We start from the raw sequence: 26,413 nt of genomic DNA, 5'->3' as shown, positions 1-26,413 counted from the left end.
GCCGAGCCTGAGCGGCCGACCGGGAGGCGGGCCGGGCGCGCGGGAACGCGCGAGGGCCCGGCGGCGTGATGCCACCGGGCCCTGACATGTCGTGCCGTGTTACGCGCCGCTCGCCCTGAGCATGTCCTCACGCTCGACGATCTTCACGCGATCGCGTCCCTGAGGCTCGCCCAGCGCCTTCTCCGCGGCGTCGAGCCTGTACCAGCCCTCCCACGTCGTCCAGCGGACGTCGCGGGAGGCGAGGAAGGCCTCGACAGCCTCCGGCTCCGGCGACGCCGGGGTCTGGAGGCGGCCGTTCGCGTAGTCGTCCAGCAGGTTCGCGACCGTCTCGTTCGCGTCGCCCTTGGTGTGGCCGATGAGGCCGACCGGGCCGCGCCGGATCCAGCCCGTGACGTACGTCGAGTCCAGGTGCTCGCCGGACTCCTCGATCACCCGGCCGCCCTCGTCCGGGACCGTGCCCGAAGCCACGTCCCAGGGGAGCTTCGGCAGCTCGTCGGAGAGGTAGCCCACGGCCCGGTAGACCGCCGTGACGTCCCAGTCCTTGAACTCGCCCGTGCCCTTCACGTTCCCCGTGCCGTCGAGCGCGGTGCGTTCGGTGCGCAGGCCCACGACCTTGCCGTCCTCGCCGAGGATCTCGGCGGGCGACTCGAAGAAGTGCAGGAACAGCTTGTGCGGCCGGTCGCCGGTGTCGCGGATCGCCCAGTTCTCCAGGGTCTTCGCGACCATGTCGGCCTGCTTGTTGCCGCGGCGGGTCTCGATCGAGCCGGCGTCGTAGTCGATGTCCTCGGGGTCGACGATGACCTCGATGTTGGGGGAGTGGTCCAGCTCACGGAGCTCCATCGGGCTGAACTTGGCCTGTGCCGGGCCGCGCCGTCCGAAGACATGGACCTCGAGCGCCTTGTTGGCCTTGAGGCCCTCGTAGACGTTCGGCGGGATCTCGGTCGGCAGCAGCTCGTCCGCCGTCTTCGCCAGGATGCGCGCCACGTCGAGCGCGACGTTGCCGACACCGAGCACGGCGACCTTCTCGGCCTCCAGCGACCAGGTGCGCGGCCAGTCCGGGTGCCCGTCGTACCAGGACACGAAGTCGGCGGCGCCGTAGGAGCCCTCAAGCTCGACGCCGGGTATGTCGAGCGCCCGGTCGGCGGTCGCGCCGGTGGAGAAGATCACCGCGTCGTAGTAGGTGCGGAGGTCGTCGAGGCTCAGGTCGTTGCCGTAGTCGACGTTGCCGAAGAGGCGGATCTGCGGCTTGTCGAGCACCTGGTGCAGGGCCGTGATGATGCCCTTGATCCGTGGGTGGTCGGGGGCGACGCCGTAACGGATCAGGCCGAAAGGCGCGGGCATACGCTCGAAGAGGTCGATGGACACGCCGGGGTCGGCGGCAGCCACCTCGGACTTCAGCAGCGCATCGGCGGCGTAGATCCCGGCGGGGCCGGCTCCGACGATGGCTACCCGCAGGGGGCGGGGCATGACAGGTTCCCTTCGAGCGGCGACAACTGGCTCGTCGGTAACCCTAAACAAAGGCAAGCCTAAGTCAGTACTCGGCCCGTACCTATGACCTCATAAGGCGAGCTTATGTCTACTCAAAGGTGTCCTTGATGCCGGGGTGGCGGGTGGCGTCGGCGGACCGCCGGCCGTGCTCGTCCGTCGCCACAGCGGGAGGAATACCCTGCAATCGGCGATATCACGTCGTTCCGTCGCGCCGAATCCAACAGGGGGCGGCCCGCCGCCTGTTCGAATGGGCCGGTGTATCCGCCGAATGCGAACATGCGCCCGGCCGGCTCCTCCGGGGTGCGCTTCCCCCGCTTTCCGCCGCACTTCGGGTCACGGCCCGGCGAATTCCCGTGTGCGCTTGCCGTGGGGCTTTGGCCATGGATCAACACCCGTGCCGAGCGGCCCAGTTGTAGCGGACACACTCTTGATCAGAGTACTCGCGGAGCGTCACCTTCGTAATGCGATTCGTGAAGCCCACCATGGAAGGGAAATCATGTCGGGCAGCGACTCGAGACGAAAAGGGCGCGGCGCCACCCGGTGGCGTGCGGGGCAGAGGCGGAGGATGCCGTGAACACATTGCGCGTGGCTCTGAAACGGTCCGGGACCACACTCCCCTCGTCACGCACCTCATGGCGTACGGCGCACGTTCCCGGTGAACGGGACGTTCCTGGGCCGCTCGCGGACCGCAGCGGCACGCTCCGCCCGGTCGGCGCCGCGCTGCCCAGGGGCGGGGGCCATACGCCATGACCCTGCCCATCGGTACGTACCTCGTCGACACCAGGACCGGCCGCGTGGGCCGGTTCATGGGCGAGGCGGGCCCGTGGCTGAGCCTCAGGCCGGTCGGCGGCGGCCGCGAGTGGGAGTGTTCACCGGAGCATGTGCGCCCCGCGACGGCCGCCGAACGGATCAGCGCGACGACGGCGTACGTGAACGCCCGCAGCCGCGGCGAGGTGACCTGAGAGGGCCACTGCCCGGCGGGACCCGAGGGCGCCGCGGCGGGGTGGCCCGGGGCCGGGCGGTCGCCGGCTGTCACGGAGGCGGCGGCCGCCGGCCCGGGATCAGTAGTAGCCCTTCTCGCCGTCCAGCAGCTCGCGGATCGTGTCGAGATGACCGGCGTGGCGTGCCGTCTCCTCCACCATGTGGATCAGCATCCAGCGGAGCGACGCGGCGGCGGAGTGGAAGTCCGGATGCCGGCCTGTCTCGTCGAAGTCGTGGGCCGCGATGATCTCGTCGGAGATCGCGCACTGCTGGGTGTACTCGTCCAGCAGCTGCGCGAGGGGGACGCCCTCGACCCGCATGTCGGCGTCCTCGGGGTCCTTCGAGAACTGGGGGCCATCGGCCGGGCGGCCGAGGAACAGGACCTCGAACCAGGTCTGCTCGGTCCACCGCAGATGGGAGACGATGCCTGCCACGGTCATGAGCGGAGAGGCCGGGAGGACCGCCCGGTGGGCGTCCTCCTCCGAGAGGCCCTCGCACTTGTAGTGGATGATCGCGCGCTGCATCTGGAACCAGCCGGTCAGCTGCGTCCGCTCGTCCGCGCTGAAAGGGGGCCGGGTACGGGAAGTCGCCATGGCCGTGGACGCTAGCGCGGCGGCGCGGCCCGCCGCACCGGCATTTCGGCCGCCACGGCGCGGGAAGCGCGTCCCGGATCGGTGAACCGGTGACCGGGCCACGCCGCCGGTACGGGAGAATGGGGGCATGAGCCTGTTCCGTGATGACGGTGTCGTCCTGCGCACCCAGAAGCTGGGTGAGGCCGACCGCATCATCACCCTGCTCACGCGCGGTCACGGCCGGGTACGCGCGGTCGCCCGCGGGGTGCGGCGTACCAAGTCCAAGTTCGGAGCGAGGCTCGAGCCGTTCTCCCACGTCGACGTGCAGTTCTTCGCCCGCGGCAGCGAGCTGGTGGGGCGCGGGCTGCCGCTGTGCACCCAGTCGGAGACCATCGCCCCCTACGGCGGCGGCATCGTCACCGACTACGCCCGGTACACCGCCGGCACCGCCATGCTGGAGACCGCCGAACGCTTCACCGACCACGAGGGCGAGCCGGCGGTCCAGCAGTATCTGCTGCTGGTCGGCGGACTGCGCAGCCTCTCCCGGGGGGAGCACGCGCCGCACCTGGTACTCGACGCGTTCCTGCTGCGCTCACTCGCCGTCAATGGCTACGCGCCCAGCTTCGACGACTGCGCGCGCTGCGGCCTGCCGGGCCCCAACCGGTTCTTCTCCGTCGCGGCGGGCGGCGTCATATGCGGCGACTGCCGGGTGCCCGGCAGCGTCGTACCCTCTGCGGAGGCCATCGGGCTGCTCAGCGCGCTGCTGACCGGCGACTGGCCGGCCGCGGAGGCGTGCGAGGCGCGCCATGTCAGGGAGGGCAGCGGACTGGTGTCCGCCTATCTGCACTGGCACCTGGAGCGCGGTCTGCGCTCCCTGAGGTACGTAGAGAAATAGGAGATGTGAGCCGCATGGCACGACGCGGAATCCTGGGCCGGTCCCGCCGCGAGTACAAGGTCCCCGAGCCGCACCCGTCCGGCGCCCGCCCGCCCAAGATCCCGGCGGAGCTGGTGCCGAACCATGTGGCGTGCGTCATGGACGGCAACGGCCGCTGGGCCAAGGAGCGCGGCCTGCCCCGCACCGAGGGGCACAAGGTCGGCGAGGGCGTCGTACTCGATGTGCTCAAGGGCTGCCTGGAGATGGGCGTCAAGAACCTCTCCCTGTACGCCTTCTCCACGGAGAACTGGAAGCGTTCGCCCGACGAGGTGCGCTTCCTGATGAACTTCAACCGGGACGTCATCCGCCGCCGCCGCGACGAGATGGACGAGCTCGGCATCCGTATCCGCTGGGTCGGCCGGATGCCGAAGATGTGGAAGTCCGTCGTCCAGGAGCTCCAGGTCGCCCAGGAGCAGACCGTCGGCAACGACGCGATGACGCTGTACTTCTGCGTCAACTACGGCGGCCGGGCCGAGGTGGCCGACGCGGCGCAGGCCATCGCGCGCGACGTCGCGGCGGGCAGGCTCGACCCGGGCAAGGTCAACGAGAAGACCTTCGCGAAGTACCTGTACTACCCGGACATGCCGGACGTCGATCTGTTCCTGCGCCCCAGCGGCGAGCAGCGCATCTCGAACTACCTGATCTGGCAGTCGAGTTACGCCGAGATGGTGTTCCAGGACGTGCTGTGGCCGGACTTCGACCGCCGTGATCTGTGGCGCGCCTGCCTCGAGTACGCCCAGCGCGACCGCCGCTTCGGTGGCGCGATCCCGAACGAGGAGCTCGAGGCGATGCGGGGACGCCCTGACAGCCCCGCTTCCTGATCCGAGGGGCCGTACGGCACGGTGCGGCCGGGCCTTCGTACGCCGGCCGCTACGGGCTTCGGCGTACGTACCCGGCCCCGCGCTGCCGTGTCCGGCCCCGGCCGCTACGATCACAGCTCGTCGTCGGACCGGGGAGGGGCCGTGGCCGAGGTTGAGCGACCGTACGCGGAACAGACGGTGGAACTGGTCTACGAGCCGGTCGTCCGTGACATGGTCTCCGCCCTGAGGGCCCGGACGCGAGCCACGCCCGCCGGCCGCCGCGTCCGGCGTCTGCTGCTCTTCGCCGGCGTGCTGTGCGTCGTCTGCTTCGGGTTCCTCGTGCTGGTGAACGCGATGACCTGGCGGCTTTGGCTCATGCTGGGCGCGGGCATTCTCGCCTTCGCCTGCTTGTACCTGCTGCCGTGGATGCAGGGACGCCAGCTGCACCACATGGTGGCCCGGCAGGGCGAGTTCCGTGCCGTCGTCGACGACAGGGGCATCCGGCTGACCACCCGCGACGCCGACGCCACCACCAACTGGGCGGTGTACTCGCGTTACGCGGAGACCGACGACGTGTTCGTCCTCCTCACCGGCGACAAGCACGGCGTCGGAATCATGGTGCTGCCCAAGCGGGGCGCGACGGAACCGGCCGGCACGGAGCGGCTGAGGGCGCTGCTCGGAAAGAACCTGGAGAAGGCATGACCGTGCGCGGCTGCGGCAGCGCCGCGCTCTTCGCGTTCGCCGCCCTCCTGGCCTGGTTCAGCTTCGGTGTCACGGTCGAGATGGAGAACTTCGCGGGGCTGCGTCCCAACGACGCGGGCATCGCCCTCTTCTTCGCCGGCCTCGCGGCCGGAGCGGCCCTGGGGGGCCTCGGGCTCGCGGGACACCGCTCCGTGCTCGCTCTCGCGGCCACCGTGTGCCTGGCCGCGGCGCTCCTCTGGCGCCTCCACACGATCACGCCGGCACTCCACTGCTGGGACCACAACACCGTCGGCCGCAACGGCGACGGGTCCTACGACTGCTTCGACCTCTGACCCGACGCACGACGGTGGCCCGCACCCCCGGACGAACCGGGCGTGCGGGCCACCGTGACAGGGCTCAGACGGCCTTCGCCGCGCACTCCGCGCAGGTGCCGAAGATCTCCACCGTGTGCGCCACGTTCACAAAGCCGTGCTGGGCGGCGATCGCCTCCGCCCACTGCTCCACCGCCGGACCCTCGACCTCCACGGCCTTGCCGCACATACGGCACACCAGGTGGTGATGGTGGTCGTCGGTCGAGCAGCGCCGGTAGACCGACTCGCCCTCGCTGGTACGCAGCACATCGACCTCGCCGGCGTCGGCGAGCGACTGCAGCGTGCGGTAGACCGTCGTCAGGCCGACCGAGTCGCCGCGGTGCTTGAGCATGTCGTGCAGCTCCTGCGCGCTGCGGAACTCGTCGACCTCATCGAGCGCCGCCGCCACCGCGGCCCGCTGCCGGGTCGACCGGCCTCGCACCGGGGCGGTGTTCCCGCCGGTTGGCGCCGTGGTCACAGGTGCCTCCTCGCTTCGCCCGCACACATGTCGGGCCATTCTGCCAGGCCCGCGGTCAAGCTGGTGCGGACCCGTTCCGTGCTCAGACCTTGACGTCGTCGCCCGGACGCCGGCCGGCCGGCATCGGGGCCGTGCAGGCCTCCTCGTTCGCACTGCCGTTCTCCAGTGCCTTCGCCCGCCGCCGCGCCAGGGGCGCGGCCAGGGCGGTCAGCACCACGAACACGGCGATGGCGAGCATCACAATCGTCGCGCCGGGGGGCACCTCGTGGAAGTAGGAGGTGGTGGTTCCGGCCAGGGCGACCACGACACCGATGGCGACCGCCAGCGCGTACGTCGTCCTGAAGGACCGCGAGATCTGCTGGGCGGCCGCCACCGGCACCACCATCAGCGCGCTGACCAGCAGCAGGCCGACCACGCGCATGGCGACGCTGACGGTGACCGCCGCGGTCACGGCGATCAGCAGGTTCAGTGCCCGCACCGGAAGACCGGTGACCCGGGCGAACTCCTCGTCCTGGCTGACCGCGAACAACTGCCGGCGCAGCCCCAGCGACACCAGCACCACGAAGGCCGCGAGCAGCACGATCGCCATGACGTCCGAGTCGGAGACCGTGGAGAGCGAGCCGAAGAGATACGAGGTCAGATTGGCCGTGGAGCCGCTGTCGGACAGTTCGATCAGCAGGACACCGCCCGCCATGCCGCCGTAGAAGAGCATCGCCAGTGCGATGTCGCCCCGCGTGCGGCCGTAGATGCGGATGAGTTCCATCAGGACGGCGCCGAGGACGGAAACCAGCGTCGCCATCCAGATGGGGTTGGCCGACATCAGGAAGCCCAGGCCGACACCGGTCATCGCGACATGGCCGATTCCGTCGCCCATCAGGGCCTGCCGGCGCTGCACCAGGTAGATGCCGACGGCCGGGGCGGTGATGCCCACCAGCAGCGCCGCGAGCAGCGCCCGCTGCATGAACGGGGATTGCAGCATTTCCAGGATCATGTCAGCAGTCCAGTGCGGAGCGGCTCGTCGGCCGCGTGCGGATGTACGTGGTCGTGGCCGGGCAGGGCGTGCTGCCCGACGGCCTCCGGTGGCGGCCCGTCGTGGACGACGCAGCCGTCGCGCAGCACCACGGCGCGGTCGATCAGCGGCTCGAGCGGACCGAGCTCGTGCAGCACCAGCAGCACCGTCGTCCCGGCGGCGACCTGCTCGCGGAGGGTGGCTGCCAGCACTTCCTGGCTGGACAGGTCGACGCCCGCCATCGGCTCGTCCATGATCAGCAGCTCGGGCTCGGCCGAGAGCGCCCGCGCGATCAGCACCCGCTGGTGCTGGCCGCCGGACAACGCGCTCACGGAGTCCTTGGCCCGGTCGGCCAGTCCGACGAGCTCGATGGCGTGCTGCACGGCTGCCTTGTCGGCGCGCGAGGCCAGGCCGAAGCGGGCGCGCGACAGCCGGCCCGAGGCGACGACCTCGCGGACGGTGGCGGGCACCCCGCTCGCGGCGGTGGTGCGCTGGGGGACGTAGCCCACCCGCGACCACTGCCGGAAGCGGCGCAGCTCGGTGCCGAACAGGTCTATCCGGCCGTCGGTGAGCGGCACCTGACCGATCACGGAACGCACGGCGGTCGACTTCCCGGAGCCGTTGGCGCCGAGCAGGGCGACGACCTCACCGGAGCGCACCGTGAGATCGATGCCGCGCAGCACGGGCCTGGAGCCGAGCGTCGCCCGGGCTCCATGGACGGAAATGACCGGCTCGCTGCTCATGGGGGGCCGCCTCTCCTGGTGGGATCGCGTCACTTGGCGCCGAGGGCCTTCTGCAGCGCGGCGAGGTTGGAGCGCATGACCTCGATGTAGTCATCGCCCTTGGACCTGTCGGTGATTCCCTCGAGCGGATCGAGGACGTCCGTCCTGAGTCCGGTGTCGGAGGCGAGGGTCTTGGCCGTCCTGTCGCTGGCGAGCGTCTCGAAGAAGACGGTGGTGACCTTGTCCTTCTTCGCGATGCCCTGGAGCTCCTTGATCCGGGCCGGGCTGGGCTCGGACTCCGGGTCGACGCCCGCGATGCCCTCCTGCTCCAGGCCGTAGCGCTCGGCGAGGTACCCGAAGGCGGAGTGGGTGGTGATGAACGTCTTGGTGGACGAGTTCTTCAGGCCCTGCTCGAAGTCGGTGTGCAGGGCGGTGAGCTTCGCGACCAGCGCGTCCGTGTTCTTCCGGTAGTCCGCTGCGTGGTCGGGGTCGGCCTTCTCCATCTGGGCGCCGACACCCTTGGCGACCTCGGCGTACTTCACGGGGTCGAGCCAGATGTGCGGATCGGCGCCGGCCTCGTCCTGGTGCTCCTCGTGGCCGCCCTCTGCCGCGTGCTCCTCGTGCTCCGCCTCGGTCTCGCCCTCGTGGCCTTCCTCGTGACCGTGGTCATGGCCGCCGGCGGTGTCGAAGTGCTCGAGCTGCGTGAGCGTCGCGGCGTCCACCTTGTACTTCACGCCGGACTGCTCGATGGCCTTGTCGACGGCGGGCTGGACGCCCTTGAGGTAGAGGATCAGACCCGAGTCGTTCAGTTCGGCGGTCTGGCGGGGCTTGAGCTCGAGGTCGTGCGGCTCGACACCCGGCTTGGTGAGCGGGGTGACAAAGACGTTGGCGCCACCGATCTGCTCGGCGAGATACTGCATGGGATAGAACGACGCGGACACCTTCAGCCGCCCGTCGCCGTCGACGCCCGCCGCGTCGGACGTGGAGCAGGCGGACAGGGCCAAGAGGCCGAGCGTGACTGCTCCGGCGGTGGCGGCGGTGGGTATGAGGCGTCGTACGTTCATGACACTCATTTTCAACAAAATCGGAAACGATTGTCAATAAACCTTGGGGTTGCCTCCGTCACCGCACCGATTTGATCCGGGGGGTGCGGCCGCCGGTAACCTGAGTCATTCTCCGTTCGTCGTCGTCGTAATGAAGAGAGCACCGTGGCCGCCGACAAGATCGATACGATCGTCAACCTGAGCAAGCGCCGTGGCTTTGTCTACCCCTGCAGCGAGATCTACGGCGGTCAGAAGGCCGCCTGGGACTACGGACCGCTGGGTGTCGAGCTCAAGGAGAACATCAAGCGCCAGTGGTGGCGCTACATGGTCACCTCGCGCGAGGACGTCGTCGGCATCGACTCGTCGGTGATCCTGGCCACCGAGGTCTGGGAGGCCTCCGGTCACGTCGCCACCTTCACCGACCCGCTCACCGAGTGCACCTCCTGCCACAAGCGTTACCGCGCGGACCACCTGGAGGAGGCGTACGAGGAGAAGCACGGCCGCCTCCCCGAGAACGGCCTCGCCGACCTCAACTGCCCCAACTGCGGCAACAAGGGCACCTTCACCGAGCCGAAGCAGTTCTCCGGCCTGCTCTCCACGCACCTCGGCCCGACCCAGGACAGCGGCTCCGTCGCGTACCTGCGTCCCGAGACCGCCCAGGGCATCTTCACCAACTTCGGCCAGGTGCTGCAGACCTCGCGCAAGAAGCCGCCGTTCGGCATCGCGCAGATGGGCAAGTCCTTCCGGAACGAGATCACTCCGGGCAACTTCATCTTCCGCACCCGCGAGTTCGAGCAGATGGAGATGGAGTTCTTCGTCAAGCCGGGCGAGGACGAGACGTGGCACGAGTACTGGATGGACCAGCGCTGGAACTGGTACCGCGACCTGGGTCTCCGTGAGGAGAACATGCGCTGGTTCGAGCACCCGCAGGAGAAGCTCTCGCACTACTCCAAGCGCACCGCCGACATCGAGTACCGCTTCCAGTTCGGCGGCAGCGAGTGGGGCGAGCTGGAGGGCGTCGCCAACCGCACCGACTACGACCTCAAGGCGCACTCCAAGGCGTCCGGCAACGACCTGGTCTACTTCGACCAGGAGGCCCAGGAGCGCTGGACCCCGTACGTGATCGAGCCCGCCGCCGGCGTCGGCCGCGCGATGCTGGCCTTCCTGCTCGACGCGTACATCGAGGACGAGGCCCCGAACGCCAAGGGCGTCATGGAGAAGCGCACCGTGATGCGCCTCGACCACCGCCTCGCGCCGGTCAAGGTCGCCGTGCTGCCGCTGTCCCGCAACGCGCAGCTCTCCCCGAAGGCCAAGGGCCTCGCGGCGGACCTGCGGCAGAACTGGAACATCGAGTTCGACGACGCCGGCGCCATCGGCCGCCGCTACCGCCGCCAGGACGAGATCGGCACCCCGTTCTGCGTCACCGTCGACTTCGACACCCTCGACGACAACGCGGTGACCGTGCGCGAGCGCGACACGATGAAGCAGGAGCGTGTCTCCCTCGACCAGATCCAGGGCTACCTGGCCAGCCGCCTGCTGGGCTGCTGACCGCCCGACGCGTTCGAAGCCCCCGGTTCCGGGTAACGGAACCGGGGGCTTCGTGCACACTGGGCCCCACGCGTACCCGGAAGCGGGCCAGGCACAGGAGGCGCACCACATGCCGTCCATGACCACCAGCAAGGTCCAAAGATGGGACCAGCACGGACGCGGACACGTCGTACGGGTCGAAAAGGCGGGCATCCAACGGCAGTTGATCTGTGGCACCTGCGACTGGCGCAAGAACGCGCAGTTCCTGCCGTGGCTCAAGGCCGAGGAGCATCTCGCCGAGGCCCATCAGGCGACCGTCGACCCGTCCGCGACCGGCAGCTGAGACCGGCGACGCTTTTTCGTGTGATGTGCCCGAAAACCGGATGACCTCGCCCCGCGCGGCAGGGTACCGTCATCGGCATGTCTTCGTTCTTCCAGATCTACGAGTGAGAGGGCGGCGGTCGTACCGCCTCCGTCCGACGTTTCCCGAGTCACTTCTCACCATGAATGGGAGAACCCCATGGCCAAGAGCCGAAACAACCTTCTCGGTGTAGGCGGACAGCGCAAGAAGCTGTCCCGCGCCGACCAGCAGGCGGGCGGCCCCGCCCGCAACGCCGACCGCAAGGCCGCCGAGGACCAAAAGCAGGAGCTGGTGCGCAAGATGCGTGAGCGCGCCCAGGCCGCACAGGCGGACGGCGAGCCGCAGCAAGACGCTGCCCCGCGGGGGGAACAGGCCTGACCGACGGAGGGGCCCGGACCGCACCACGCGGTCCGGGCCCTTTCTCGTGTCCGCCCGCGGCCCGCGGCAGGAGCGGTTCACCCTGCGTGGCGGCTCCGGCCGTCCAGGCGGGCGGGGATCCGGTCGATCTCCGGTTCGCCGAGCCGTTCCGCCGTCCGTCGGGCCGACTCCCGCGCCCGCCGACCGCTGGTGAGCGCGCCGACCACGAGCACGCACAGACCGCAGCCGGCGATGATCCACCAGGCTGGCCGGCTCGCGGCGACGAAGCCCTCGGTGTGCGAGGAGGCGGAGACCCCCGCGGCGAGCACCGCGCCGATGACGGCGACACCGAGTGTCTGGCCGACCTGCCGGCTCGTCGAGGCGACCGCCGCCGCCACTCCGGCCTGCGCACGGGGCATCCCGGAGACGGCCGTGTTGGTGATCGGGGCATTGACGAGGCCGAAGCCGAGACCGAAGAGGACGTAACCGGTGAGCAGCAGGGCGGTGGAGGTCTCCGCCTCGAAGGCGGCGAACAGCACACCGCTGGCCGTCATCGCGGTGCCGGCGGCGAGCAGCGGCGGGCGCGGGCCGTACGCGGCCACCAGCCGCCCGGACAGCGGCGCGCCGACGAGAGTGAGGCCGGCCATGGGCAGCATGTAGAGGCCGGCGTGCAGGGCGGAGAAACCGAGGACGTCCTGGAGGTACAGCGTGTTGACGAACAGGAAGCCGCCGAAGGCGGCGAACGCGCACACCGCGATGACGGTGGCCCCGCTGAACGGCAGGCTGTGGAAGAAGCGGAGATCGATGAGGGGTTCGGCGCGACGCGGTTCATAGCGCAGCAGCGCGGCCAGGGCGAGTGCGGCGACGACGGCGAAGGTGAGGATCAGCGGCGAGGTCCAGCCCGCCACCGGAGCTTCGATGATCGCGTACGTCAGCGAGCCGAGGAGCACGACGACCAGAAGCTGGCCCACGGGGTCGAAGCGGCGGGCCCTCGGAGCGCGGGACTCGGGCACGTACTGCCAGGTGAGCAGCAGGGCGGTGAAGCCGACGGGCAGATTGACCCAGAAGATGGACCGCCAGCCGACACCGTCCACGAGCAGGCCGCCGAGGAGGGGGCCCGCGGCCATGGAGATACCGACGACGCCGCCCCAGATGCCGATGGCCCGGGCGCGCTCGCGGGGCTCGGTGAAGGTGTTTGTGATGATCGACATGGCGACCGGGTTGAGCATGCAACCGCCCACCGCCTGCACCATGCGGAACCCGACGAGGGCCTCGAGGCTCTGGGCGAGGGAGCACAGCAGCGAGCCCAGGGTGAAGAGCACCAGCCCGATCATGAAGACCTTGCGCCGGCCGACCCGGTCGGCGAGCGAGCCGGCGAGCATCAGCAGCGAGGCCAGCACGAGGGTGTAGGCGTCGATCACCCACTGCATCCCGGCGACCGAGGCGTCCATCTCACGGCGCAGGGAGGGCAGCGCGACGTTCAGGATCGTGCTGTCGAGGCTGACGATGAGCAGACTCATGCAGCAGATCGCCAGGACCAGGATCCGGTGCCGATGGCTGAGCTCGGGCATGCCATGAATCGTATGGCTGACCGACCGTCCCGGCAGTGCGGGACAATGGGCGAATGACCACGCTCGCCCCCGCTTCCTCGAACATGCTCCGGATCGGCCCGCACGCCGTGCAGCCGCCGGTCGTCCTCGCTCCCATGGCCGGCATCACGAACGCGCCCTTCCGGACACTGTGCCGTGAGTTCAGCGGAGGGAAGGGCCTGTTCGTCAGCGAGATGATCACGACGCGGGCCCTGGTCGAGCGCAACGAGAAGACGATGCAGCTCATCCACTTCGACGCGACAGAGACACCGCGTTCGATTCAGCTGTACGGGGTGGATCCGGTCACCGTCGGCAAGGCCGTCCGGATGATCGTGGACGAGGACCTGGCCGACCACATCGACCTGAACTTCGGCTGCCCCGTCCCCAAGGTCACCCGCAAGGGCGGCGGCTCCGCCCTCCCGTTCAAGCGGCCCCTGTTGCGCGCGATCCTGCACGAGGCGGTCTCCAACGCGGGCGGCCTGCCGGTCACCATGAAGATGCGCAAGGGCATCGACGACGACCACATCACCTACCTCGACGCGGGCCGGATCGCGGTCGAGGAGGGCGTCACGGCCATCGCCCTGCACGGTCGCACGGCGGCGCAGCACTACGGCGGCACGGCGGACTGGGACGCCATCGCCCGCCTCAAGGAGCACGTCCCCGAGATCCCGGTCCTCGGCAACGGCGACATCTGGTCCGCCGACGACGCCCTGCGGATGGTGCGCGAGACCGGCTGTGACGGCGTGGTCGTGGGCCGAGGGTGCCTGGGCCGGCCGTGGCTGTTCGCGGACCTGGTGGCGGCGTTCGAGGGCCGCGACGACTACGCGCGGCCCACGCTGCGCCAGGTCGCCGACGTGATGCTGCGGCACGCGACGCTGCTGGGGGAGTGGATCGGGGACGAGTCGCGCGGAGTGGTCGACTTCCGTAAGCACGTGGCCTGGTACCTGAAGGGTTTCGCCGTCGGCTCCGAGATGCGCAAGAAGCTCGCGATCACCTCGTCGCTGGACGAGCTGGGTGCTCAATTGAGCGAGCTGGATCTGGATCAGCCGTGGCCGGCGGGCGCGGACGGCCCCCGCGGGCGCACGTCGGGCAACAACCGGGTGGTGCTGCCGGACGGCTGGTTGAAGGATCCGTACGACTGTGCGGGCGTCGGTGCGGACGCCGAACTGGACACTTCCGGTGGCTGACCGGCGGCGGAGGCGGTCCGGATGATGGAATTCCGGCGCCTCGGAGGGCGTGATTCTCGCCACCCCTGATAGGGGGTGCGCTCAGATGAGCGAAATCAGAGCGGCTGCATCTCTCAAAGGGTGGCACTGAGTGCCACCCTTTTGGCTTTTGAGGCATGGAGTGACTTGTTACTCCGTGTATCGATTGAGCGGTGGAGTGAACGCGAGAAGTGATCATTCCTTCAGGAGTTGAACTGAAGGGTCTACACCTGCGTCGCCGTGGAGCACTTTCGATCTGCTGGCGGACGAGTGGTTAAGGCCGTATGACGGGCAAGTGGACGTACCCAGACGCCTTCGATCTGGGTATGTTCCTCGCCGTCAGGGCAGCCACCGAGTCCTCGAGGAGTCGAGACCCGTGTCGGAAAACAAAGATCAGAAGTTCGTCTACGACTTCACCGAGGGCAACAAAGAGCTCAAGGACCTCCTCGGCGGAAAGGGTGCGAACCTCGCCGAGATGACCAACCTCGGTCTGCCGGTCCCTCCGGGCTTCACCATCACCACCGAGGCCTGCAAGGTGTACCTCGAGAGCGGCGACGAGCCGGCCGAGCTGCGCGACGAGGTGAGTGCGCACCTCGACGCCCTCGAGCAGAAGATGGGCAAGAAGCTCGGTCAGGCCGACAACCCCCTTCTGGTCTCCGTACGTTCGGGCGCCAAGTTCTCCATGCCGGGCATGATGGACACCGTCCTCAACATCGGCCTCTCCGACGAGTCGGTCGCGGGCCTCGCCCAGCAGGCCGGCGACGAGCGCTTCGCGTGGGACTCCTACCGCCGCCTCATCCAGATGTTCGGCAAGACCGTGCTGGGCGTCGACGGCGAACTCTTCGAGGACGCCCTCGAAGAGGCCAAGGCAGCCAAGAAGGTCACCGTCGACACCGACCTCGACGCCGCCGACCTGAAGAAGCTCGTCAAGCAGTTCAAGAAGATCGTCAAGACCGAGGCCGGCCGCGACTTCCCGCAGGACCCGCGCGAGCAGATGGACCTCGCGATCTGCTCGGTCTTCGAGTCCTGGAACACCGACCGGGCCAAGCTCTACCGCCGTCAGGAGCGCATCCCGGGCGACCTCGGCACGGCCGTCAACATCTGCTCCATGGTCTTCGGCAACCTCGGCCCCGACTCCGGCACCGGCGTCGCCTTCACCCGCGACCCCGCCTCCGGCCACCAGGGCGTCTACGGCGACTACCTGCAGAACGCCCAGGGCGAGGACGTCGTCGCCGGTATCCGCAACACCGTGCCGCTGGCCGACCTCGAGTCGATCGACAAGAAGTCGTACGACCAGCTGATGCAGATCATGGAGACGCTGGAGAACCACTACAAGGATCTCTGCGACATCGAGTTCACCATCGAGCGCGGCCAGCTGTGGATGCTCCAGACCCGGGTCGGCAAGCGGACCGCCGGTGCCGCCTTCCGGATCGCCACCCAGCTCGTCGACCAGGGCCTCATCGACGAGGCCGAGGCGCTCCAGCGCGTCAACGGCGCGCAGCTCGCCCAGCTGATGTTCCCGCGCTTCGACGACCAGGCGAAGACCGAGCTGCTCGGGCGCGGCATCGCCGCCTCCCCGGGCGCGGCCGTCGGCAAGGCCGTCTTCGACTCCTACACCGCGGTCAAGTGGTCGCGCTCCGGCGAGAAGGTCATCCTGATCCGCCGCGAGACCAACCCGGACGACCTGGACGGCATGATCGCCGCCCAGGGCATCCTGACCTCCCGCGGCGGCAAGACCTCGCACGCCGCCGTCGTCGCCCGCGGCATGGGCAAGACCTGTGTCTGCGGCGCCGAGGAGCTCGAGGTCGACACCAAGCGCCGCCGGATGACGGTGAACGGCACCGTCATCGAGGAGGGCGACGTCGTCTCCATCGACGGCTCGACCGGCAAGGTCTACAAGGGTGAGGTGCCCGTCGTTCCCTCCCCGGTCGTCGAGTACTTCGAGGGTCGCATGCACGCCGGCGCCGACGACGCCGACGAACTGGTCCAGGCCGTCCACCGGATCATGGCCTACGCGGACCGGGTACGCCGGCTGCGCGTAAGGGCCAACGCCGACAACGCCGAGGACGCGCTGCGTGCCCGCCGCTTCGGCGCCCAGGGCATCGGCCTGTGCCGCACCGAGCACATGTTCCTCGGCGAGCGCCGCGAGATGGTCGAGAAGCTGATCCTCGCGGACACCGACGACGAGCGCGAGGAGGCCCTGCGGGCCCTGCTGCCGCAGCAGAAGCAGGACTTCGTCGAGCTGTTCGAGGCGATGGACGGGCTGCCGGTGACGGTGCGTCTGCTCGACCCTCCGCTGCACGAGTTCCTGCCGGACATCACCGAGCTGTCGGTGCGCGTCGCCCTCGCCGAGGCCCGCAAGGACCACAACGAGAACGACCTGCGCCTGCTCCAGGCCGTGCACCGGCTGCACGAGCAGAACCCGATGCTGGGTCTGCGCGGCGTACGCCTCGGGCTCGTCATCCCCGGGCTGTTCACCATGCAGGTGCGGGCGATCGCCGAGGCCGCGGCGCAGCGCATCGAGGCCAAGGGCGACCCGCGCGCCGAGATCATGATCCCGCTCGTCGGTACCGTCCAGGAGCTGGAGATCGTCCGCGAGGAGGCCGAGCAGGTCATCGCCGAGGTGCGGCAGCAGACCGGTATCGACCTGAAGCTGGCGCTCGGCACGATGATCGAGCTGCCGCGCGCCGCGCTGACGGCCGGGCAGATCGCGGAGGCCGCCGAGTTCTTCTCCTTCGGCACCAACGACCTCACCCAGACCGTGTGGGGCTTCTCCCGCGACGACGTGGAGGCCAGCTTCTTCACCGCGTACCTGGAGAAGGGCATCTTCGGGGTCTCCCCGTTCGAGACCATCGACAAGGACGGCGTCGGCTCCCTTGTCCGCAACGCGGTGGAGGCCGGCCGGGCCACCCGTCCCGACCTCAAGCTCGGCGTCTGCGGCGAGCACGGCGGCGACCCCGAGTCGGTGCACTTCTTCCACGAGGTGGGCCTGGACTACGTGTCCTGCTCGCCGTTCCGCATCCCGGTGGCGCGTCTGGAGGCGGGCCGCGCCGCGGCGGTCCGTACGACGGGCAGCGACTCCCGCTAGGGACCACGCTCCCGCCAGGGAGCAACAGACTCCGGGGTCGTCACCGGGGCCGGGGCACGAACCCCGGAGCCCGGTACCCCGACCCTCACCGGCTACCCGGTGACGGCTCCGGATCCACAGAGAAGGGGCGGGCGCCTGTGCGGGGCGCCCGCCCCTTCTGCATGCCCGAGGGGCACGTGCCGAACGAAAGCGCTCTGCCCTTGTTGAACCGGAAGTCAGTTGAATCGCGGACAGTCAACCTTCGCTGATTGACATCCAAACAAATTTCTTCTGTTTCGCGCCGGATACAACGGACGGAGCGCGGCCGGCGGATCCCCACCCACCGACCGCGCTCCATTACCCGTGCCGGACACGGAGCCGCAACCTCCATCACCGCCGCCGGACGCGCAAAGCCCCCCACGGTCCTCGCTGCGTCACATCGGTGAAGTAGGTTTCATGCCCGACGTCGTACAGCTTTTCGGTTAGCCCCCAGGACCCGCGAGGCGTTTCAACTGTGGCTGAAACACCGTGGTAACAACCTGTGATTGCATGCATACTCAGTGATGGGGGCGATTGCGGTGGCAACAGTGGGGGTTCGGTGCTTCGTATTCATTTCAATGCGGACGATCTGGCGCGCGTGCGGATGGCCGCCAGGCCCGACGCGTTGTGGGAATCGATTCTCAGTTTTCACCGATTGCGGGACCGAAGGGGCGCTCTGGTCTTCGGGGAATGGCGTTCCCAAGCGCGAACGCGGTTGAAAGGTGAAACACGACTGCTCTCCGCACTCGTTCCGCAGCGGGGCTATTTCCCGGATTTCCTCACCCCCGCGGAGGGCAGTGAAGGGCTCGACACGGGCCTGGAGGCCCTGCGGGCCACGCCCTTGGCGCGGCTGCGCACCGAGGTGGCCCTCGCCGCCGCCCACCGCTCGCCGCTGCGCTCCCTGCCCGGCCGGCTTGCGTCCCTCGCGGAAGGCAGGGCCGAGTCCGTCGCCCGGCTCGTCGCCGCCCTGCGGGCGTACTACCGCGCGGCCGTGGAGCCCTACTGGACCCATATCCAGGGCCGGGTGGAGGCCGACCGCGCAGTGCGCGGCCGCGCGCTCCTCGACGGCGGCGCGGGCGAGCTCCTCGCCTCCCTGCCGCCGGTGCTGCGCTGGCGCTCACCGGTCCTCGAGGCCGACTACCCCGTCGACCGCGAACTGCGCCTGGACGGGCGCGGACTGCTGCTCCAGCCGTCGTTCTTCTGCCGCGGGACACCGGTGGTCCTGCGGGACACGTCCCTGCCGCCGGTGCTCGTCTACCCGGTCTCGCACAGCTGCGAGCAGGCCGCGGGAGACGTGACGGGAGCCTCGCTCGGGCGGCTCGTGGGGCATACGCGCTCCGCGATCCTCCAAGCCGTCCGCGGCGGCTGCACGACCAGCGAACTGGCCCGCAGGGCCGGCGTGTCGCTGGCCTCCGCGAGCCAGCACGCCGCCGTACTGCGGGAGGCCGGCCTGGTTGTGACCCTGCGCCACGGAAACGCGGTACTGCACACGCTCACCCCGCTGGGCGCCGCCCTGCTGCGCGGCGGCGCCACACCGGAGCCCGAGCTCGCTATGCGGGGAACGGCCCCCGCACCTCGTAGGTGACGCCGCCCGACGAACTGCCGCTGGTGCCGCGGGCTGGATGAGTAGAGCCTCCCGTGCAGTTCTGCCGGGTGTTCGACAGGATCCGGTAGGCGCCGGTGATCGCGCCCGGTGAGGAGAGGCGCACCGAACTCGCCCCGCCGGCGGGGTTGATCTCCCGGTACGACACGTGGATCCACCCCGTGCCGTCGCTGTAGCAGGCACCGCCGTCAGGGGCGTTGTGCCAGGTGTACGCGGTGCAACCGACCCGCCGGCCGGATCGGGCGATCACCCGGCTGGTGAAGCCGGCATGCAGATGGATGCCGTTCGCGTCCGCCGGGCCGAGCGCCCCGTAGGGGGCCGGGCTGGGCGGGGGCCGCGGAGGCGGCACCCTGCCACAGCGTGAAGCCGAAGGCCGCCGCCGATGTACCGACGGCGGCTCCGCGCAGTAAGTTGCGACGTTCCGCTTGTCACTCCAGGGTGGGATGACTGCCCCGTGGCACCGGCCGGCGCCGCTGGGGCGCAGGGAAGGAACCCAGGAGGGGCGGGTGACGCCCGGTGCAACGCGGGACGGCCGCGGTGGGCGTGCTCCAGGAAAGATTCCCTGCCCCGACCGATGAATCACGGCCCGCCCGTCCGTCTACCCCTTCGAACACACCGGACAGCACCTCGAACGCACCGGACAGCACCGCACCGCGCAGCGCCGCGGGGCACCGAATGGGAAAGAGACAGTCATGGCTCAGATGATCTTCGTGAACCTGCCTGTGAAGGACCTCGAGGCCAGCAAGGCATTCTGGGGCAAGCTGGGCTACTCCTTCGACCCGCAGTTCACCGACGAGAGCGCGGCCTGCCTCGTCTTCAGCGACACCGTCTTCGCGATGCTGCTGACCGAGGCGCGCTTCAAGGACTTCACCAAGAAGGACATCGCCGACGCGGCCACCAGCACGGAGGTCATCCTCGCGCTGAGCGCCGACAGCCGTGAGAAGGTCGACGAGCTGGTGGACGCCGCCCTCGCCGCCGGCGGCTCGCCGTCCAACGACCCCCAGGACTACGGCTTCATGTACGGGCGTTCCTTCCAGGACCCCGACCACCACCTGTGGGAGGTCGTCTGGATGGACGTCGAGGCGATGCAGAAGGCGACGGCGGAGGGCGAGTGACGCCGCGTCCGCCGTCGCCGGGGAGTCCGGCCGCTCACGCGTCGCGAAGGTCAGGGCAGTGACAGACGACGCGTGAGCGGAGTCGGGGTAGCGGTACGGGAGGCTCAGGCCACTCGTACCTCGTAGGCCGCCACCGCCACCGACTCGTCGTCCAGGCAGCGCCCGGTCGACAGGTCGAAGCGCTGCTTGAGCAGTGGCGAGGCGACGAACGGCCGCCCGGCCGCGGAGCCGACCAGACCGCGCGCGAGGACCTGCGCGCCGGTGAACGGGTCACGGTTGTCGATCGCGTACGGGACGCCGTCGCGGTCCAGGAACAGCGCCACCTGGCGGCCGTCCGGCAGCAGGGCGGTCACGCCGCGTCCCGGGGTGAGCCGGGACAGGAGGCACACAGCGAGCCACTCGTCGGCGGGCCGGAGCTGGATCAGGACCTCCGTCGTGGCGGGGGCGAGGGTCGTCGCGGTCATCGGGCGGCACCTTCCAGGGTCTCTTCGAGCGAACGGATGGACAGCAGCGGCAGATCGGGCTTGACCTGGTCCCGCTCGGGCACGAACTTCACCGTCGGGTCCGGGGTGTCGGGCGCATTGACGAACGACACGAAACGCAGCAGACGCTCGGGGTCGTTCAGCGTCTCGGCCCACTCGTCGCGGTAGCCGGCCACATGGTCGGCCATCAGCGACTCCAGCTCGGCGCAGATCCCGAGGGAGTCGTTCACCACCACGTCCCGTACGTGGTCCAGGCCGCCTTCGATGCGCTCCAGCCAGGTCGAGGTGCGCTCCAGCCGGTCGGCGGTGCGAATGTAGAACATCAGGAACCGGTCGATCAGACGCACCAGTTCGGCGTCGGACAGGTCCTGGGCCAGCAGGTCCGCGTGGCGCGGGGTGGCGCCGCCGTTGCCGCCCACGTACAGGTTCCAGCCGTTGGCCGTGGCGATCACGCCGAAGTCCTTGGACTGGGCCTCCGCGCACTCGCGCTGGCAACCGGAGACCGCCGACTTCAGCTTGTGCGGCGAGCGCAGTCCCCGGTAGCGCAGCTCCAGGTCGATCGCCATCCGCACCGAGTCCTGGACGCCGTAGCGGCACCACGTCTGCCCCACGCAGGACTTCACGGTCCGCAGCGCCTTGCCGTACGCGTGGCCGGACTCGAAGCCCGCGTCCACCAGCCGGGCCCAGATCTGGGGCAGCTGGTCCACCCGCGCGCCGAACAGGTCGATCCGCTGACCACCGGTGATCTTCGTGTAGAGGCCGAAGTCGCGGGCCACCTCGCCGATGACGATCAGCTTCTCCGGGGTGATCTCTCCGCCGGGGATGCGCGGCACGATCGAGTACGAGCCGTTTTTCTGTAGATTGGCGAGGAAGTGGTCGTTGGTGTCCTGAAGCGCCGCCTGCTCGCCCTCCAGCACATAGCCGCTCGCTCCGATGGTGGGCGCCAGCGAGGCGATGATCGAACCGACGGTCGGCTTGCAGATCTCGCAGCCGTTGCCGCCGCGGGCCGCCTCCCGGCCGTGCGAGTCCAGCAGCTGCTGGTACGAGGTGATGCGCAGGGCGCGGACGATCTCGTACAGCTCCTGGCGGGTCTGGCCGAAGCAGCCGCACAGGCCCTTGTCGACCTCGACGCCGGACGCCTCCAGCTCGGCGTTGACGAGCTGGCCGAGCACCTTGACACAACTGCCGCAGCCGGTACCGGCCTTGGTGCACTTCTTGACCTCCGGCACGGTGGTGCAGGAGTGCTCGGTGACCGCTCCGCGGATCGTGCCCTTGGTGACGTTGTGGCAGGAGCAGATCACGGCCTCGTCGGGCAGCGACGCCGGCCCCAGCGCGGCCGGCGCGCCGGCCCCGGCGGGCAGCACCAGCTGCTCCGGGGAGACGGGCGGCACACTGCCGGTCAGCGCCCGCAGGGTGCCGTACGACTCGGCGTCACCGACGAGGATGCCGCCGAGCAGCGTGCCCTCCCCGTCGACGACCAGCTTCTTGTAGACGCCGGCGCGCGAGTCCGAGTACACGACGTCGAGGCATCCGTCGGCCGCGCCGTGCGCGTCACCGAACGAGGCCACATCCACGCCGAGCAGCTTCAGCTTCGTCGAGGTGTCGGCGCCGGTGAAGGACCGCGTGCCGCCGTCGATCACGTCCGCCACCGCCTCGGCCATCTCGTAGCCGGGGGCCACCAGGCCGTACACCCGGCCGTCCGAGGCCAGCGCGCACTCGCCGATCGCGAAGACCGCCGGGTCCGAGGTGCGGCACTGCTCGTCCACGATGATGCCGCCGCGCTCGCCGACCGCGAGTCCGGCCTCACGGGCGAGCTGGTCCCTGGGCCGTACGCCCGCCGAGAAGACCACCAGGTCCGTGGCGAGCGTCGAACCGTCGGACAGCGCCATGCCGTTGACGGCGCCGTTCTCGCCGGCCAGGACCTCCTGGGTGCCGACGCCGGTGTGCACCGAAAGGCCCATGTTCTCGATCGTGCGCAGCAGCGCCGCGCCGCCGCCCTCGTCGACCTGCACCGGCATCAGCCGCGGCGCGAACTCGACGACGTGCGTCTCCAGACCGAGGCCCTTGAGCGCGCCCGCCGCCTCCAGACCGAGCAGACCGCCGCCGACGACCGCGCCGACGCGTGCCGTCTTCGCGTACTCCTCGATCGCGAGGAGGTCCTCGATGGTGCGGTAGACGAAGCACCCCTCCGCGTCCTTGCCCGGCACCGGCGGCACGAACGGGTACGAGCCGGTGGCCATCACCAGCGTGTCGTACGTCAGACGGAGCCCGGAGCGCGAGGTGACGGTGCGCGTGGTCGTGTCGATGGTCTCCGCGGGGTCGTCCAGGTGGAGCTCGATGCCGTGCTCCGCCATGAAACCGTCCTCGACCATCGACAGGTCGTCCGGCGTGTTTCCGGAGAAGTACGAGGTCAGACGCACCCGGTCATAGGCGGGACGGGGCTCCTCGCACAGCACCACGACGCGTGCCCGCTCGGTGACGCCGCGCTCGGCGAGGGCCTCCAGGAACCGCTGGCCGACCATTCCGTGGCCGACGACCACGATCGTGTCAGTGGTCGCGGGAGTGGACTTCGCAGCCATGTCAGAGGCCTCCATCATCGGTGAGCAGGTGGAGCAGGGGGAGGGAGTCCGGCAGGGCCTCGTCGCCCTCCCAGGCCCGGGCGAGCGCGCCGACGGAGGCGAGATCCCCGAGCAGTACGCCGCCGACGAGCCGGTCCCCGCGGACGACGACCTTGCGGTACGCGCCCCGGGTGGCGTCGGCGAGCTGGACGACGTCGTCCCCCGGGCGGGGGGTCGGGTCGCCGAAAGCGGCCAGGTCGAACGGGCTCGTCGTGGAGGCGAGCGTGAGCCGGGTCAGCGCCCGGGTGCCGGTGTAGCGGGCGCCCTCGGCGCGGAGCACCCCGGCCAGCACATCGGCCTGTTCCAGCGCCGGGCCCGCGAGCCCGTGCACGACGCCGTCGTGCTCGGCGCAGTCGCCGATGGCGTGGATGTACGGGTCGGAGGTGCGCAGTTCGTCGTCGACGACGATGCCGCGGCGCACCTCGAGCCCGGCGTCGACCGCCAGACCGACACGGGGACGCACCCCGCAGGCCAGCACGACGATCTCGGCGTCCAGCGTGAAGCCGTCGGCCAGGACCACGGCGCCGACGGCTCCGTCGGCTGTGGTCCGCAGACCGCGCACCCGGCACTCGGTGTGCACCTCCACGCCGAGGAGCTCCAGGTGCGCCCGCAGCAGCGCGGAGGCGGAGGTGTCCAGCTGACGCTCCATGAGGTGCTCGCCCTGTTGGGCCAGCACCACCTTCGCGCCCCGGGTGGCCAGCGCGCGGGCCGCGGAGACCCCCAGGAGTCCGCCGCCGACGACCACCGCCCGCGTCCCCGGTCCGACCGCGGCGGACAGTGCCGCGCAGTCGTCGAGGGTGCGGAAGGGGTGGACTCCGTCGGGGAGTCCGGGACCGAGTCCGCGCAGTGGCGGCAGCACCGGGTTGGAACCGGTCGCCAGCACCAGGCGGTCGTATGCCACGGACGTGCCGTCCGCGCAGTGCACGATCCGCCGGTCCCGGTCGACGGCGGTCGCCCGCACACCGCGGCGCACCGGTACCTCGGGCAGCGCGATCACCTCGGGGCCGTAGCGCCCCGCCAGCACCTCCGCGAGCAGCACCCGGTTGTAGGGCGCGTGCGTCTCCTCGCCGAGGACCGTGACGCGGGCGCCCGCGCCGAGCTGACGCGCTAGCCGCGCGCCTGCCGTCCCGCCGCCGATCACCACGATCTCCGAAGTCATGCAAGCAGCGTGCGTCGGCGGTGTTACCCGGCAGGTTCCCTTCTGTTTCCCGTGGGGAACGCTGCGCTCAGCGCCGCCGCGGGGTGCCTGTGAGGCGACGGGTCGGGGCGGGTTGCGCCCGCGGCGTGCTGTTCGCCCTGCCCCTTCCCGCTGTACCGATGTGCGGCTTTGCCGCGTGGCGGGGCAGGCCCCGGACGCGTGCGGTCTTCGGCCTGCCCTCAAAACGCCGGGCGGGCTTCACTTCGCTCCGCGAAATCAGCCTCGCTGGGCACCTCCCACGGCTGCCAGGCCGTAGGGGGAGTTCGCGACGCGGGGGTCCGGGGGGCAGAGCCATCGGCTTCGGGAAGGGGCGGGGAGGGGAACAGGCCCCGCGTGGCCAGCGCGCCCAACCTCACGTCACGCTCAAGACTTCGTTGATCGTTGGACTGAACCGCAGCCCCTCCATAGGCTCACGCCGTGCCCGACATATCCCTGACCACCCTCGTCCTCCTTTGTCTCGCCGCCGCCGCAGCCGGCTGGATCGATGCCGTCGTGGGCGGCGGCGGTCTGCTGTTGCTGCCGGCGTTGCTGCTCGGGCTGCCGCAGGTGCCCGCCGCCCATGTCCTCGGAACGAACAAGGCGGTCGCCATCGTCGGCACGTCGGGTGCCGCGATCACCTATGTGCGCAAGGCGCCGGTACAGGTGAAGACCGCGGTGCGGATCGGGCTCGCCGCGCTCGCGGGATCGATGGGCGGCGCCTTCTTCGCGGCGGGCATCAGCAGCGACGTGCTCCGCCCGGTGATCATGGTCGTGCTGCTCGGCGTGGCCGCGTTCGTGATGCTGCGCCCGTCGTTCGGCGCGGCGGCCGACGCGGACGAGCGCCGCGTCACCCGTACCCGTACCGTCGTGGCGATCCTGCTCGTCGGCGGCGGTATCGGCTTCTACGACGGTCTATTCGGGCCCGGCACCGGCACTTTCCTGGTGCTGGCGCTCACCGCGGTGCTTCATCTGGACCTGGTGACCGCGTCCGCCACGGCGAAGATCGTGAACGTGTGCACCAACGGCGGCGCGCTCGCGATGTTCGCCTACCAGGGCACCGTGCTGTGGCAGCTGGCCGCGCTGATGGCCGTCTTCAATCTGGCGGGCGGCATGTTCGGGGCCCGGATGGCGCTCCGCAAGGGCAGTGAGTTCGTCCGCGGGGTGCTGCTCGTCGTCGTCTTCTCGCTGGTCGCGAAGCTCGGCTTCGACCAGTGGACGGCGTGACGCAGGTCAGTACCGGTCGGCGGTCCGCTCGTACGCGGCGTTCGCCCGTGCGATGACATCGGTCAGCACCCGGCCCGCGACGGCGAGGTCCGCTTCCGGGATCCCGTCGTACACCAGCGGTCCGAACTCCGTGGCGACCGCGGCCAGCCGGCTCTGCTCGGCGCGGCCGGCCTCGGTCAGCGCGACCCGCGGGCCCTGGCCCGGCAGCGGCTCGAGCAGCTCGGTGGCCAGCAGCTCGGCCACGGTGTCGCCGGCCGTGGTCCCGTCGATCTTCAGGTTGGCCGTCAACAGCTCCACGATCCGGCTCGTCTCGGCGGAGCCGCCCTCGGCGGCGGTCGCGTTCAGCGCCATCGACTGGTGGAAGGTGGTGCCGGTGCGGTTCAGCTCGCGGTCGAGCAGGGCGCGGGCCGCGTAGTGGGCGCGGCCGATGAGCTGACTGTTGAGCAGGATCGGCGTGGTGGACGACATGGTTACTCCTCGGGTGTCGTGGTGGTGTCCTCGATCGCGTCGGGGGGTGCGTCGAGCGGTGTGTCGAGCAGCAGCCGCAGCTCACGCGTCAGCGCCTGGGCGCGGGGTGCGTCGAGCCCGCCGAGCGGGGCCAGCAGCCGGTCGAGCAGGGTATGGACCTCCGCGACGGCGCGGCGGGCCTTCTCCTCCCCCGCGGGGGTGAGCGAGAGCCGTACGGCCCTTGTGTCGGCGGGGTCGGGTGTGCGTTGTACGAGTCCCGACGACTCGAGGGCGCGGGCCAGCTTGGAGACGTAGAGCGGTTCCAGGCCCGTGTGGTCGGCGAGTTGCCGCTGGCTGGGTCGGTCACCGGACCGCCGCATGCCGTGCAGCGAGGCGATCAGGGTGTACTGCGCGTGAGTCAGTCCCAGGGGAGCGAGCGCGCGATCGACCGCGACGCGCCACTTCGTGGAAAGACGCCAGACCAGGTAGCCGGGCGTGGGGCCCTTGGGTGCTGTGCTCATGG

The 26,413-nt window shown here is 70.1% G+C and carries 25 protein-coding genes and 1 pseudogene; 13 read left to right on the top strand and 13 right to left on the bottom strand.

Translation table 11 applies throughout. The features are described from left to right. Positions 1–99: 99 nt before the first annotated feature. Complete coding sequence (locus tag MDN94_RS01575) at positions 100–1,467, bottom strand: FAD-dependent oxidoreductase (protein WP_482724209.1); 1,368 nt, start codon at positions 1,465–1,467, stop codon at positions 100–102. A gap of 767 nt (positions 1,468–2,234) precedes the next feature. Here MDN94_RS01575 and MDN94_RS01570 point away from each other — a divergent pair. Further along, complete coding sequence (locus tag MDN94_RS01570; RefSeq protein ID WP_482724208.1) at positions 2,235–2,450, top strand: hypothetical protein; 216 nt, start codon at positions 2,235–2,237, stop codon at positions 2,448–2,450. A gap of 99 nt (positions 2,451–2,549) precedes the next feature. Here the strand turns inward: MDN94_RS01570 and MDN94_RS01565 are convergent, their stop codons facing one another. Next, entirely contained in the window at positions 2,550–3,062 is a 513-nt protein-coding gene (locus tag MDN94_RS01565; protein ID WP_482724207.1) for a DinB family protein, read from the bottom strand. Positions 3,063–3,189: 127 nt separating this feature from the next. Here MDN94_RS01565 and recO point away from each other — a divergent pair, with 127 nt between their 5' ends. From recO to MDN94_RS01545, 4 genes are all read left to right on the top strand, one after another. Next, positions 3,190–3,936, top strand: coding sequence for a DNA repair protein RecO (recO, locus tag MDN94_RS01560; protein ID WP_159692193.1), 747 nt, complete (start codon positions 3,190–3,192; stop codon positions 3,934–3,936). A 14-nt stretch (positions 3,937–3,950) separates the two neighbouring features. Next, positions 3,951–4,796, top strand: a complete 846-nt coding sequence (locus MDN94_RS01555; protein ID WP_441262915.1) for an isoprenyl transferase — start codon at positions 3,951–3,953, stop codon at positions 4,794–4,796. Positions 4,797–4,937: 141 nt separating this feature from the next. Then, positions 4,938–5,477, top strand: a complete 540-nt coding sequence (locus MDN94_RS01550) for a YcxB family protein (RefSeq protein ID WP_482724206.1) — start codon at positions 4,938–4,940, stop codon at positions 5,475–5,477. Further along, positions 5,474–5,809, top strand: coding sequence for a hypothetical protein (locus MDN94_RS01545; protein ID WP_482724205.1), 336 nt, complete (start codon positions 5,474–5,476; stop codon positions 5,807–5,809). The genes MDN94_RS01550 and MDN94_RS01545 overlap by 4 nt, the downstream gene beginning before the upstream one ends. Before the next feature lie 64 nt (positions 5,810–5,873). Here MDN94_RS01545 and MDN94_RS01540 read toward each other — a convergent pair whose 3' ends face one another. The 4 genes from MDN94_RS01540 to MDN94_RS01525 all read right to left on the bottom strand — a co-directional run bounded on the left by MDN94_RS01540 (position 5,874) and on the right by MDN94_RS01525 (position 9,100). After that, positions 5,874–6,305: a Fur family transcriptional regulator gene (locus MDN94_RS01540; protein ID WP_159692197.1), complete on the bottom strand. Its 432-nt coding sequence runs from the start codon at positions 6,303–6,305 to the stop codon at positions 5,874–5,876. Positions 6,306–6,387: 82 nt separating this feature from the next. After that, positions 6,388–7,296 carry a metal ABC transporter permease gene (locus tag MDN94_RS01535; RefSeq protein ID WP_482724204.1) on the bottom strand — a complete coding sequence of 303 codons (909 nt, stop codon included), beginning with the start codon at positions 7,294–7,296 and terminating at the stop codon, positions 6,388–6,390. Then, entirely contained in the window at positions 7,293–8,057 is a 765-nt protein-coding gene (locus MDN94_RS01530; RefSeq protein ID WP_482724203.1) for a metal ABC transporter ATP-binding protein, read from the bottom strand. The genes MDN94_RS01535 and MDN94_RS01530 overlap by 4 nt, the downstream gene beginning before the upstream one ends. A 29-nt stretch (positions 8,058–8,086) precedes the next feature. After that, the gene (locus MDN94_RS01525) at positions 8,087–9,100 is read right to left on the bottom strand and encodes a metal ABC transporter substrate-binding protein (RefSeq protein WP_482724202.1); all 1,014 of its coding nucleotides are present in this window, start codon (positions 9,098–9,100) and stop codon (positions 8,087–8,089) included. A 144-nt stretch (positions 9,101–9,244) separates the two neighbouring features. On the opposite strand from MDN94_RS01525, the gene MDN94_RS01520 reads away from it, so the two are divergent. From MDN94_RS01520 to MDN94_RS01510, 3 genes are all read left to right on the top strand, one after another. Continuing rightward, positions 9,245–10,627 (top strand): glycine--tRNA ligase, encoded by a 1,383-nt coding sequence (locus MDN94_RS01520; protein WP_482724201.1) that lies wholly within the window; start codon positions 9,245–9,247, stop codon positions 10,625–10,627. Between the two features lie 109 nt (positions 10,628–10,736). Next, complete coding sequence (locus MDN94_RS01515; RefSeq protein WP_482724200.1) at positions 10,737–10,949, top strand: hypothetical protein; 213 nt, start codon at positions 10,737–10,739, stop codon at positions 10,947–10,949. A gap of 177 nt (positions 10,950–11,126) precedes the next feature. Next, on the top strand, positions 11,127–11,345 hold the full coding sequence (locus MDN94_RS01510; RefSeq protein WP_482724199.1) for a DUF6243 family protein: 219 nt from the start codon (positions 11,127–11,129) through the stop codon (positions 11,343–11,345). A 77-nt stretch (positions 11,346–11,422) separates the two neighbouring features. Here the strand turns inward: MDN94_RS01510 and MDN94_RS01505 are convergent, their stop codons facing one another. Then, the gene (locus tag MDN94_RS01505) at positions 11,423–12,895 is read right to left on the bottom strand and encodes an MFS transporter (protein WP_482724198.1); all 1,473 of its coding nucleotides are present in this window, start codon (positions 12,893–12,895) and stop codon (positions 11,423–11,425) included. A 53-nt stretch (positions 12,896–12,948) separates the two neighbouring features. Here MDN94_RS01505 and dusB point away from each other — a divergent pair, with 53 nt between their 5' ends. From dusB to MDN94_RS01490, 3 genes are all read left to right on the top strand, one after another. After that, positions 12,949–14,100 carry a tRNA dihydrouridine synthase DusB gene (dusB, locus tag MDN94_RS01500; RefSeq protein WP_441262905.1) on the top strand — a complete coding sequence of 384 codons (1,152 nt, stop codon included), beginning with the start codon at positions 12,949–12,951 and terminating at the stop codon, positions 14,098–14,100. A gap of 394 nt (positions 14,101–14,494) precedes the next feature. Continuing rightward, positions 14,495–17,206: a pyruvate, phosphate dikinase gene (ppdK, locus tag MDN94_RS01495; protein ID WP_441262904.1), complete on the top strand. Its 2,712-nt coding sequence runs from the start codon at positions 14,495–14,497 to the stop codon at positions 17,204–17,206. Between the two features lie 577 nt (positions 17,207–17,783). Beyond that, complete coding sequence (locus MDN94_RS01490) at positions 17,784–18,809, top strand: ArsR/SmtB family transcription factor (protein ID WP_482724197.1); 1,026 nt, start codon at positions 17,784–17,786, stop codon at positions 18,807–18,809. A 40-nt stretch (positions 18,810–18,849) separates the two neighbouring features. Here MDN94_RS01490 and MDN94_RS01485 read toward each other — a convergent pair. Further along, positions 18,850–19,234 (bottom strand): annotated as a pseudogene (locus MDN94_RS01485) (translocation protein TolB); the annotation flags it as partial. A gap of 285 nt (positions 19,235–19,519) precedes the next feature. Here MDN94_RS01485 and MDN94_RS01480 point away from each other — a divergent pair. Beyond that, positions 19,520–19,942, top strand: coding sequence for a VOC family protein (locus MDN94_RS01480; protein ID WP_482724196.1), 423 nt, complete (start codon positions 19,520–19,522; stop codon positions 19,940–19,942). Between the two features lie 104 nt (positions 19,943–20,046). Here MDN94_RS01480 and nirD read toward each other — a convergent pair whose 3' ends face one another. The 3 genes from nirD to MDN94_RS01465 are packed head-to-tail and all read right to left on the bottom strand — an operon-like array spanning position 20,047 to position 24,201. Then, positions 20,047–20,406, bottom strand: a complete 360-nt coding sequence (gene nirD, locus MDN94_RS01475) for a nitrite reductase small subunit NirD (protein ID WP_482724195.1) — start codon at positions 20,404–20,406, stop codon at positions 20,047–20,049. Beyond that, positions 20,403–23,018, bottom strand: a complete 2,616-nt coding sequence (gene nirB, locus MDN94_RS01470) for a nitrite reductase large subunit NirB (RefSeq protein WP_482726969.1) — start codon at positions 23,016–23,018, stop codon at positions 20,403–20,405. Before nirB ends, nirD begins: the two co-directional genes overlap by 4 nt. Then, positions 23,005–24,201 carry an NAD(P)/FAD-dependent oxidoreductase gene (locus tag MDN94_RS01465; RefSeq protein WP_482724194.1) on the bottom strand — a complete coding sequence of 399 codons (1,197 nt, stop codon included), beginning with the start codon at positions 24,199–24,201 and terminating at the stop codon, positions 23,005–23,007. The genes nirB and MDN94_RS01465 overlap by 14 nt, the downstream gene beginning before the upstream one ends. Before the next feature lie 456 nt (positions 24,202–24,657). Between MDN94_RS01465 and MDN94_RS01460 the strand changes: the two genes are divergently transcribed. Beyond that, positions 24,658–25,443 (top strand): sulfite exporter TauE/SafE family protein, encoded by a 786-nt coding sequence (locus MDN94_RS01460; protein ID WP_482724193.1) that lies wholly within the window; start codon positions 24,658–24,660, stop codon positions 25,441–25,443. A gap of 6 nt (positions 25,444–25,449) precedes the next feature. Here MDN94_RS01460 and MDN94_RS01455 read toward each other — a convergent pair whose 3' ends face one another. Next, positions 25,450–25,911, bottom strand: a complete 462-nt coding sequence (locus MDN94_RS01455; RefSeq protein ID WP_482724192.1) for a hypothetical protein — start codon at positions 25,909–25,911, stop codon at positions 25,450–25,452. Between the two features lie 2 nt (positions 25,912–25,913). Continuing rightward, positions 25,914–26,411: a MarR family winged helix-turn-helix transcriptional regulator gene (locus MDN94_RS01450; RefSeq protein WP_482724191.1), complete on the bottom strand. Its 498-nt coding sequence runs from the start codon at positions 26,409–26,411 to the stop codon at positions 25,914–25,916. Between the last annotated feature and the right edge of the window lie 2 nt (positions 26,412–26,413).

Source organism: Streptomyces sp. WAC00040 (assembly GCF_056835925.1).
The sequence above is the reverse complement of the archived record's forward strand: the minus strand, read 5'-3'. Positions and strand labels throughout refer to the sequence as shown.

Excerpts from the sequence above, each read along its gene's own strand:
- MDN94_RS01535 (WP_482724204.1), bottom strand. The coding sequence starts at position 7,296 with ATGATCCTGGAAATGCTGCAATCCCCGTTCATGCAGCGGGCGCTGCTC.
- MDN94_RS01455 (WP_482724192.1), bottom strand. The coding sequence starts at position 25,911 with ATGTCGTCCACCACGCCGATCCTGCTCAACAGTCAGCTCATCGGCCGC.
- MDN94_RS01530 (WP_482724203.1), bottom strand. The coding sequence starts at position 8,057 with ATGAGCAGCGAGCCGGTCATTTCCGTCCATGGAGCCCGGGCGACGCTC.
- MDN94_RS01575 (WP_482724209.1), bottom strand. The coding sequence starts at position 1,467 with ATGCCCCGCCCCCTGCGGGTAGCCATCGTCGGAGCCGGCCCCGCCGGG.
- MDN94_RS01555 (WP_441262915.1), top strand. The coding sequence starts at position 3,951 with ATGGCACGACGCGGAATCCTGGGCCGGTCCCGCCGCGAGTACAAGGTC.
- MDN94_RS01545 (WP_482724205.1), top strand. The coding sequence starts at position 5,474 with ATGACCGTGCGCGGCTGCGGCAGCGCCGCGCTCTTCGCGTTCGCCGCC.
- dusB (WP_441262905.1), top strand. The coding sequence starts at position 12,949 with ATGACCACGCTCGCCCCCGCTTCCTCGAACATGCTCCGGATCGGCCCG.
- nirD (WP_482724195.1), bottom strand. The coding sequence starts at position 20,406 with ATGACCGCGACGACCCTCGCCCCCGCCACGACGGAGGTCCTGATCCAG.
- MDN94_RS01570 (WP_482724208.1), top strand. The coding sequence starts at position 2,235 with ATGACCCTGCCCATCGGTACGTACCTCGTCGACACCAGGACCGGCCGC.
- nirB (WP_482726969.1), bottom strand. The coding sequence starts at position 23,018 with ATGGAGGCCTCTGACATGGCTGCGAAGTCCACTCCCGCGACCACTGAC.
- MDN94_RS01510 (WP_482724199.1), top strand. The coding sequence starts at position 11,127 with ATGGCCAAGAGCCGAAACAACCTTCTCGGTGTAGGCGGACAGCGCAAG.
- MDN94_RS01505 (WP_482724198.1), bottom strand. The coding sequence starts at position 12,895 with ATGCCCGAGCTCAGCCATCGGCACCGGATCCTGGTCCTGGCGATCTGC.
- MDN94_RS01525 (WP_482724202.1), bottom strand. The coding sequence starts at position 9,100 with ATGAACGTACGACGCCTCATACCCACCGCCGCCACCGCCGGAGCAGTC.
- MDN94_RS01515 (WP_482724200.1), top strand. The coding sequence starts at position 10,737 with ATGCCGTCCATGACCACCAGCAAGGTCCAAAGATGGGACCAGCACGGA.
- MDN94_RS01450 (WP_482724191.1), bottom strand. The coding sequence starts at position 26,411 with ATGAGCACAGCACCCAAGGGCCCCACGCCCGGCTACCTGGTCTGGCGT.
- MDN94_RS01565 (WP_482724207.1), bottom strand. The coding sequence starts at position 3,062 with ATGGCGACTTCCCGTACCCGGCCCCCTTTCAGCGCGGACGAGCGGACG.
- recO (WP_159692193.1), top strand. The coding sequence starts at position 3,190 with ATGAGCCTGTTCCGTGATGACGGTGTCGTCCTGCGCACCCAGAAGCTG.
- MDN94_RS01480 (WP_482724196.1), top strand. The coding sequence starts at position 19,520 with ATGGCTCAGATGATCTTCGTGAACCTGCCTGTGAAGGACCTCGAGGCC.
- MDN94_RS01465 (WP_482724194.1), bottom strand. The coding sequence starts at position 24,201 with ATGACTTCGGAGATCGTGGTGATCGGCGGCGGGACGGCAGGCGCGCGG.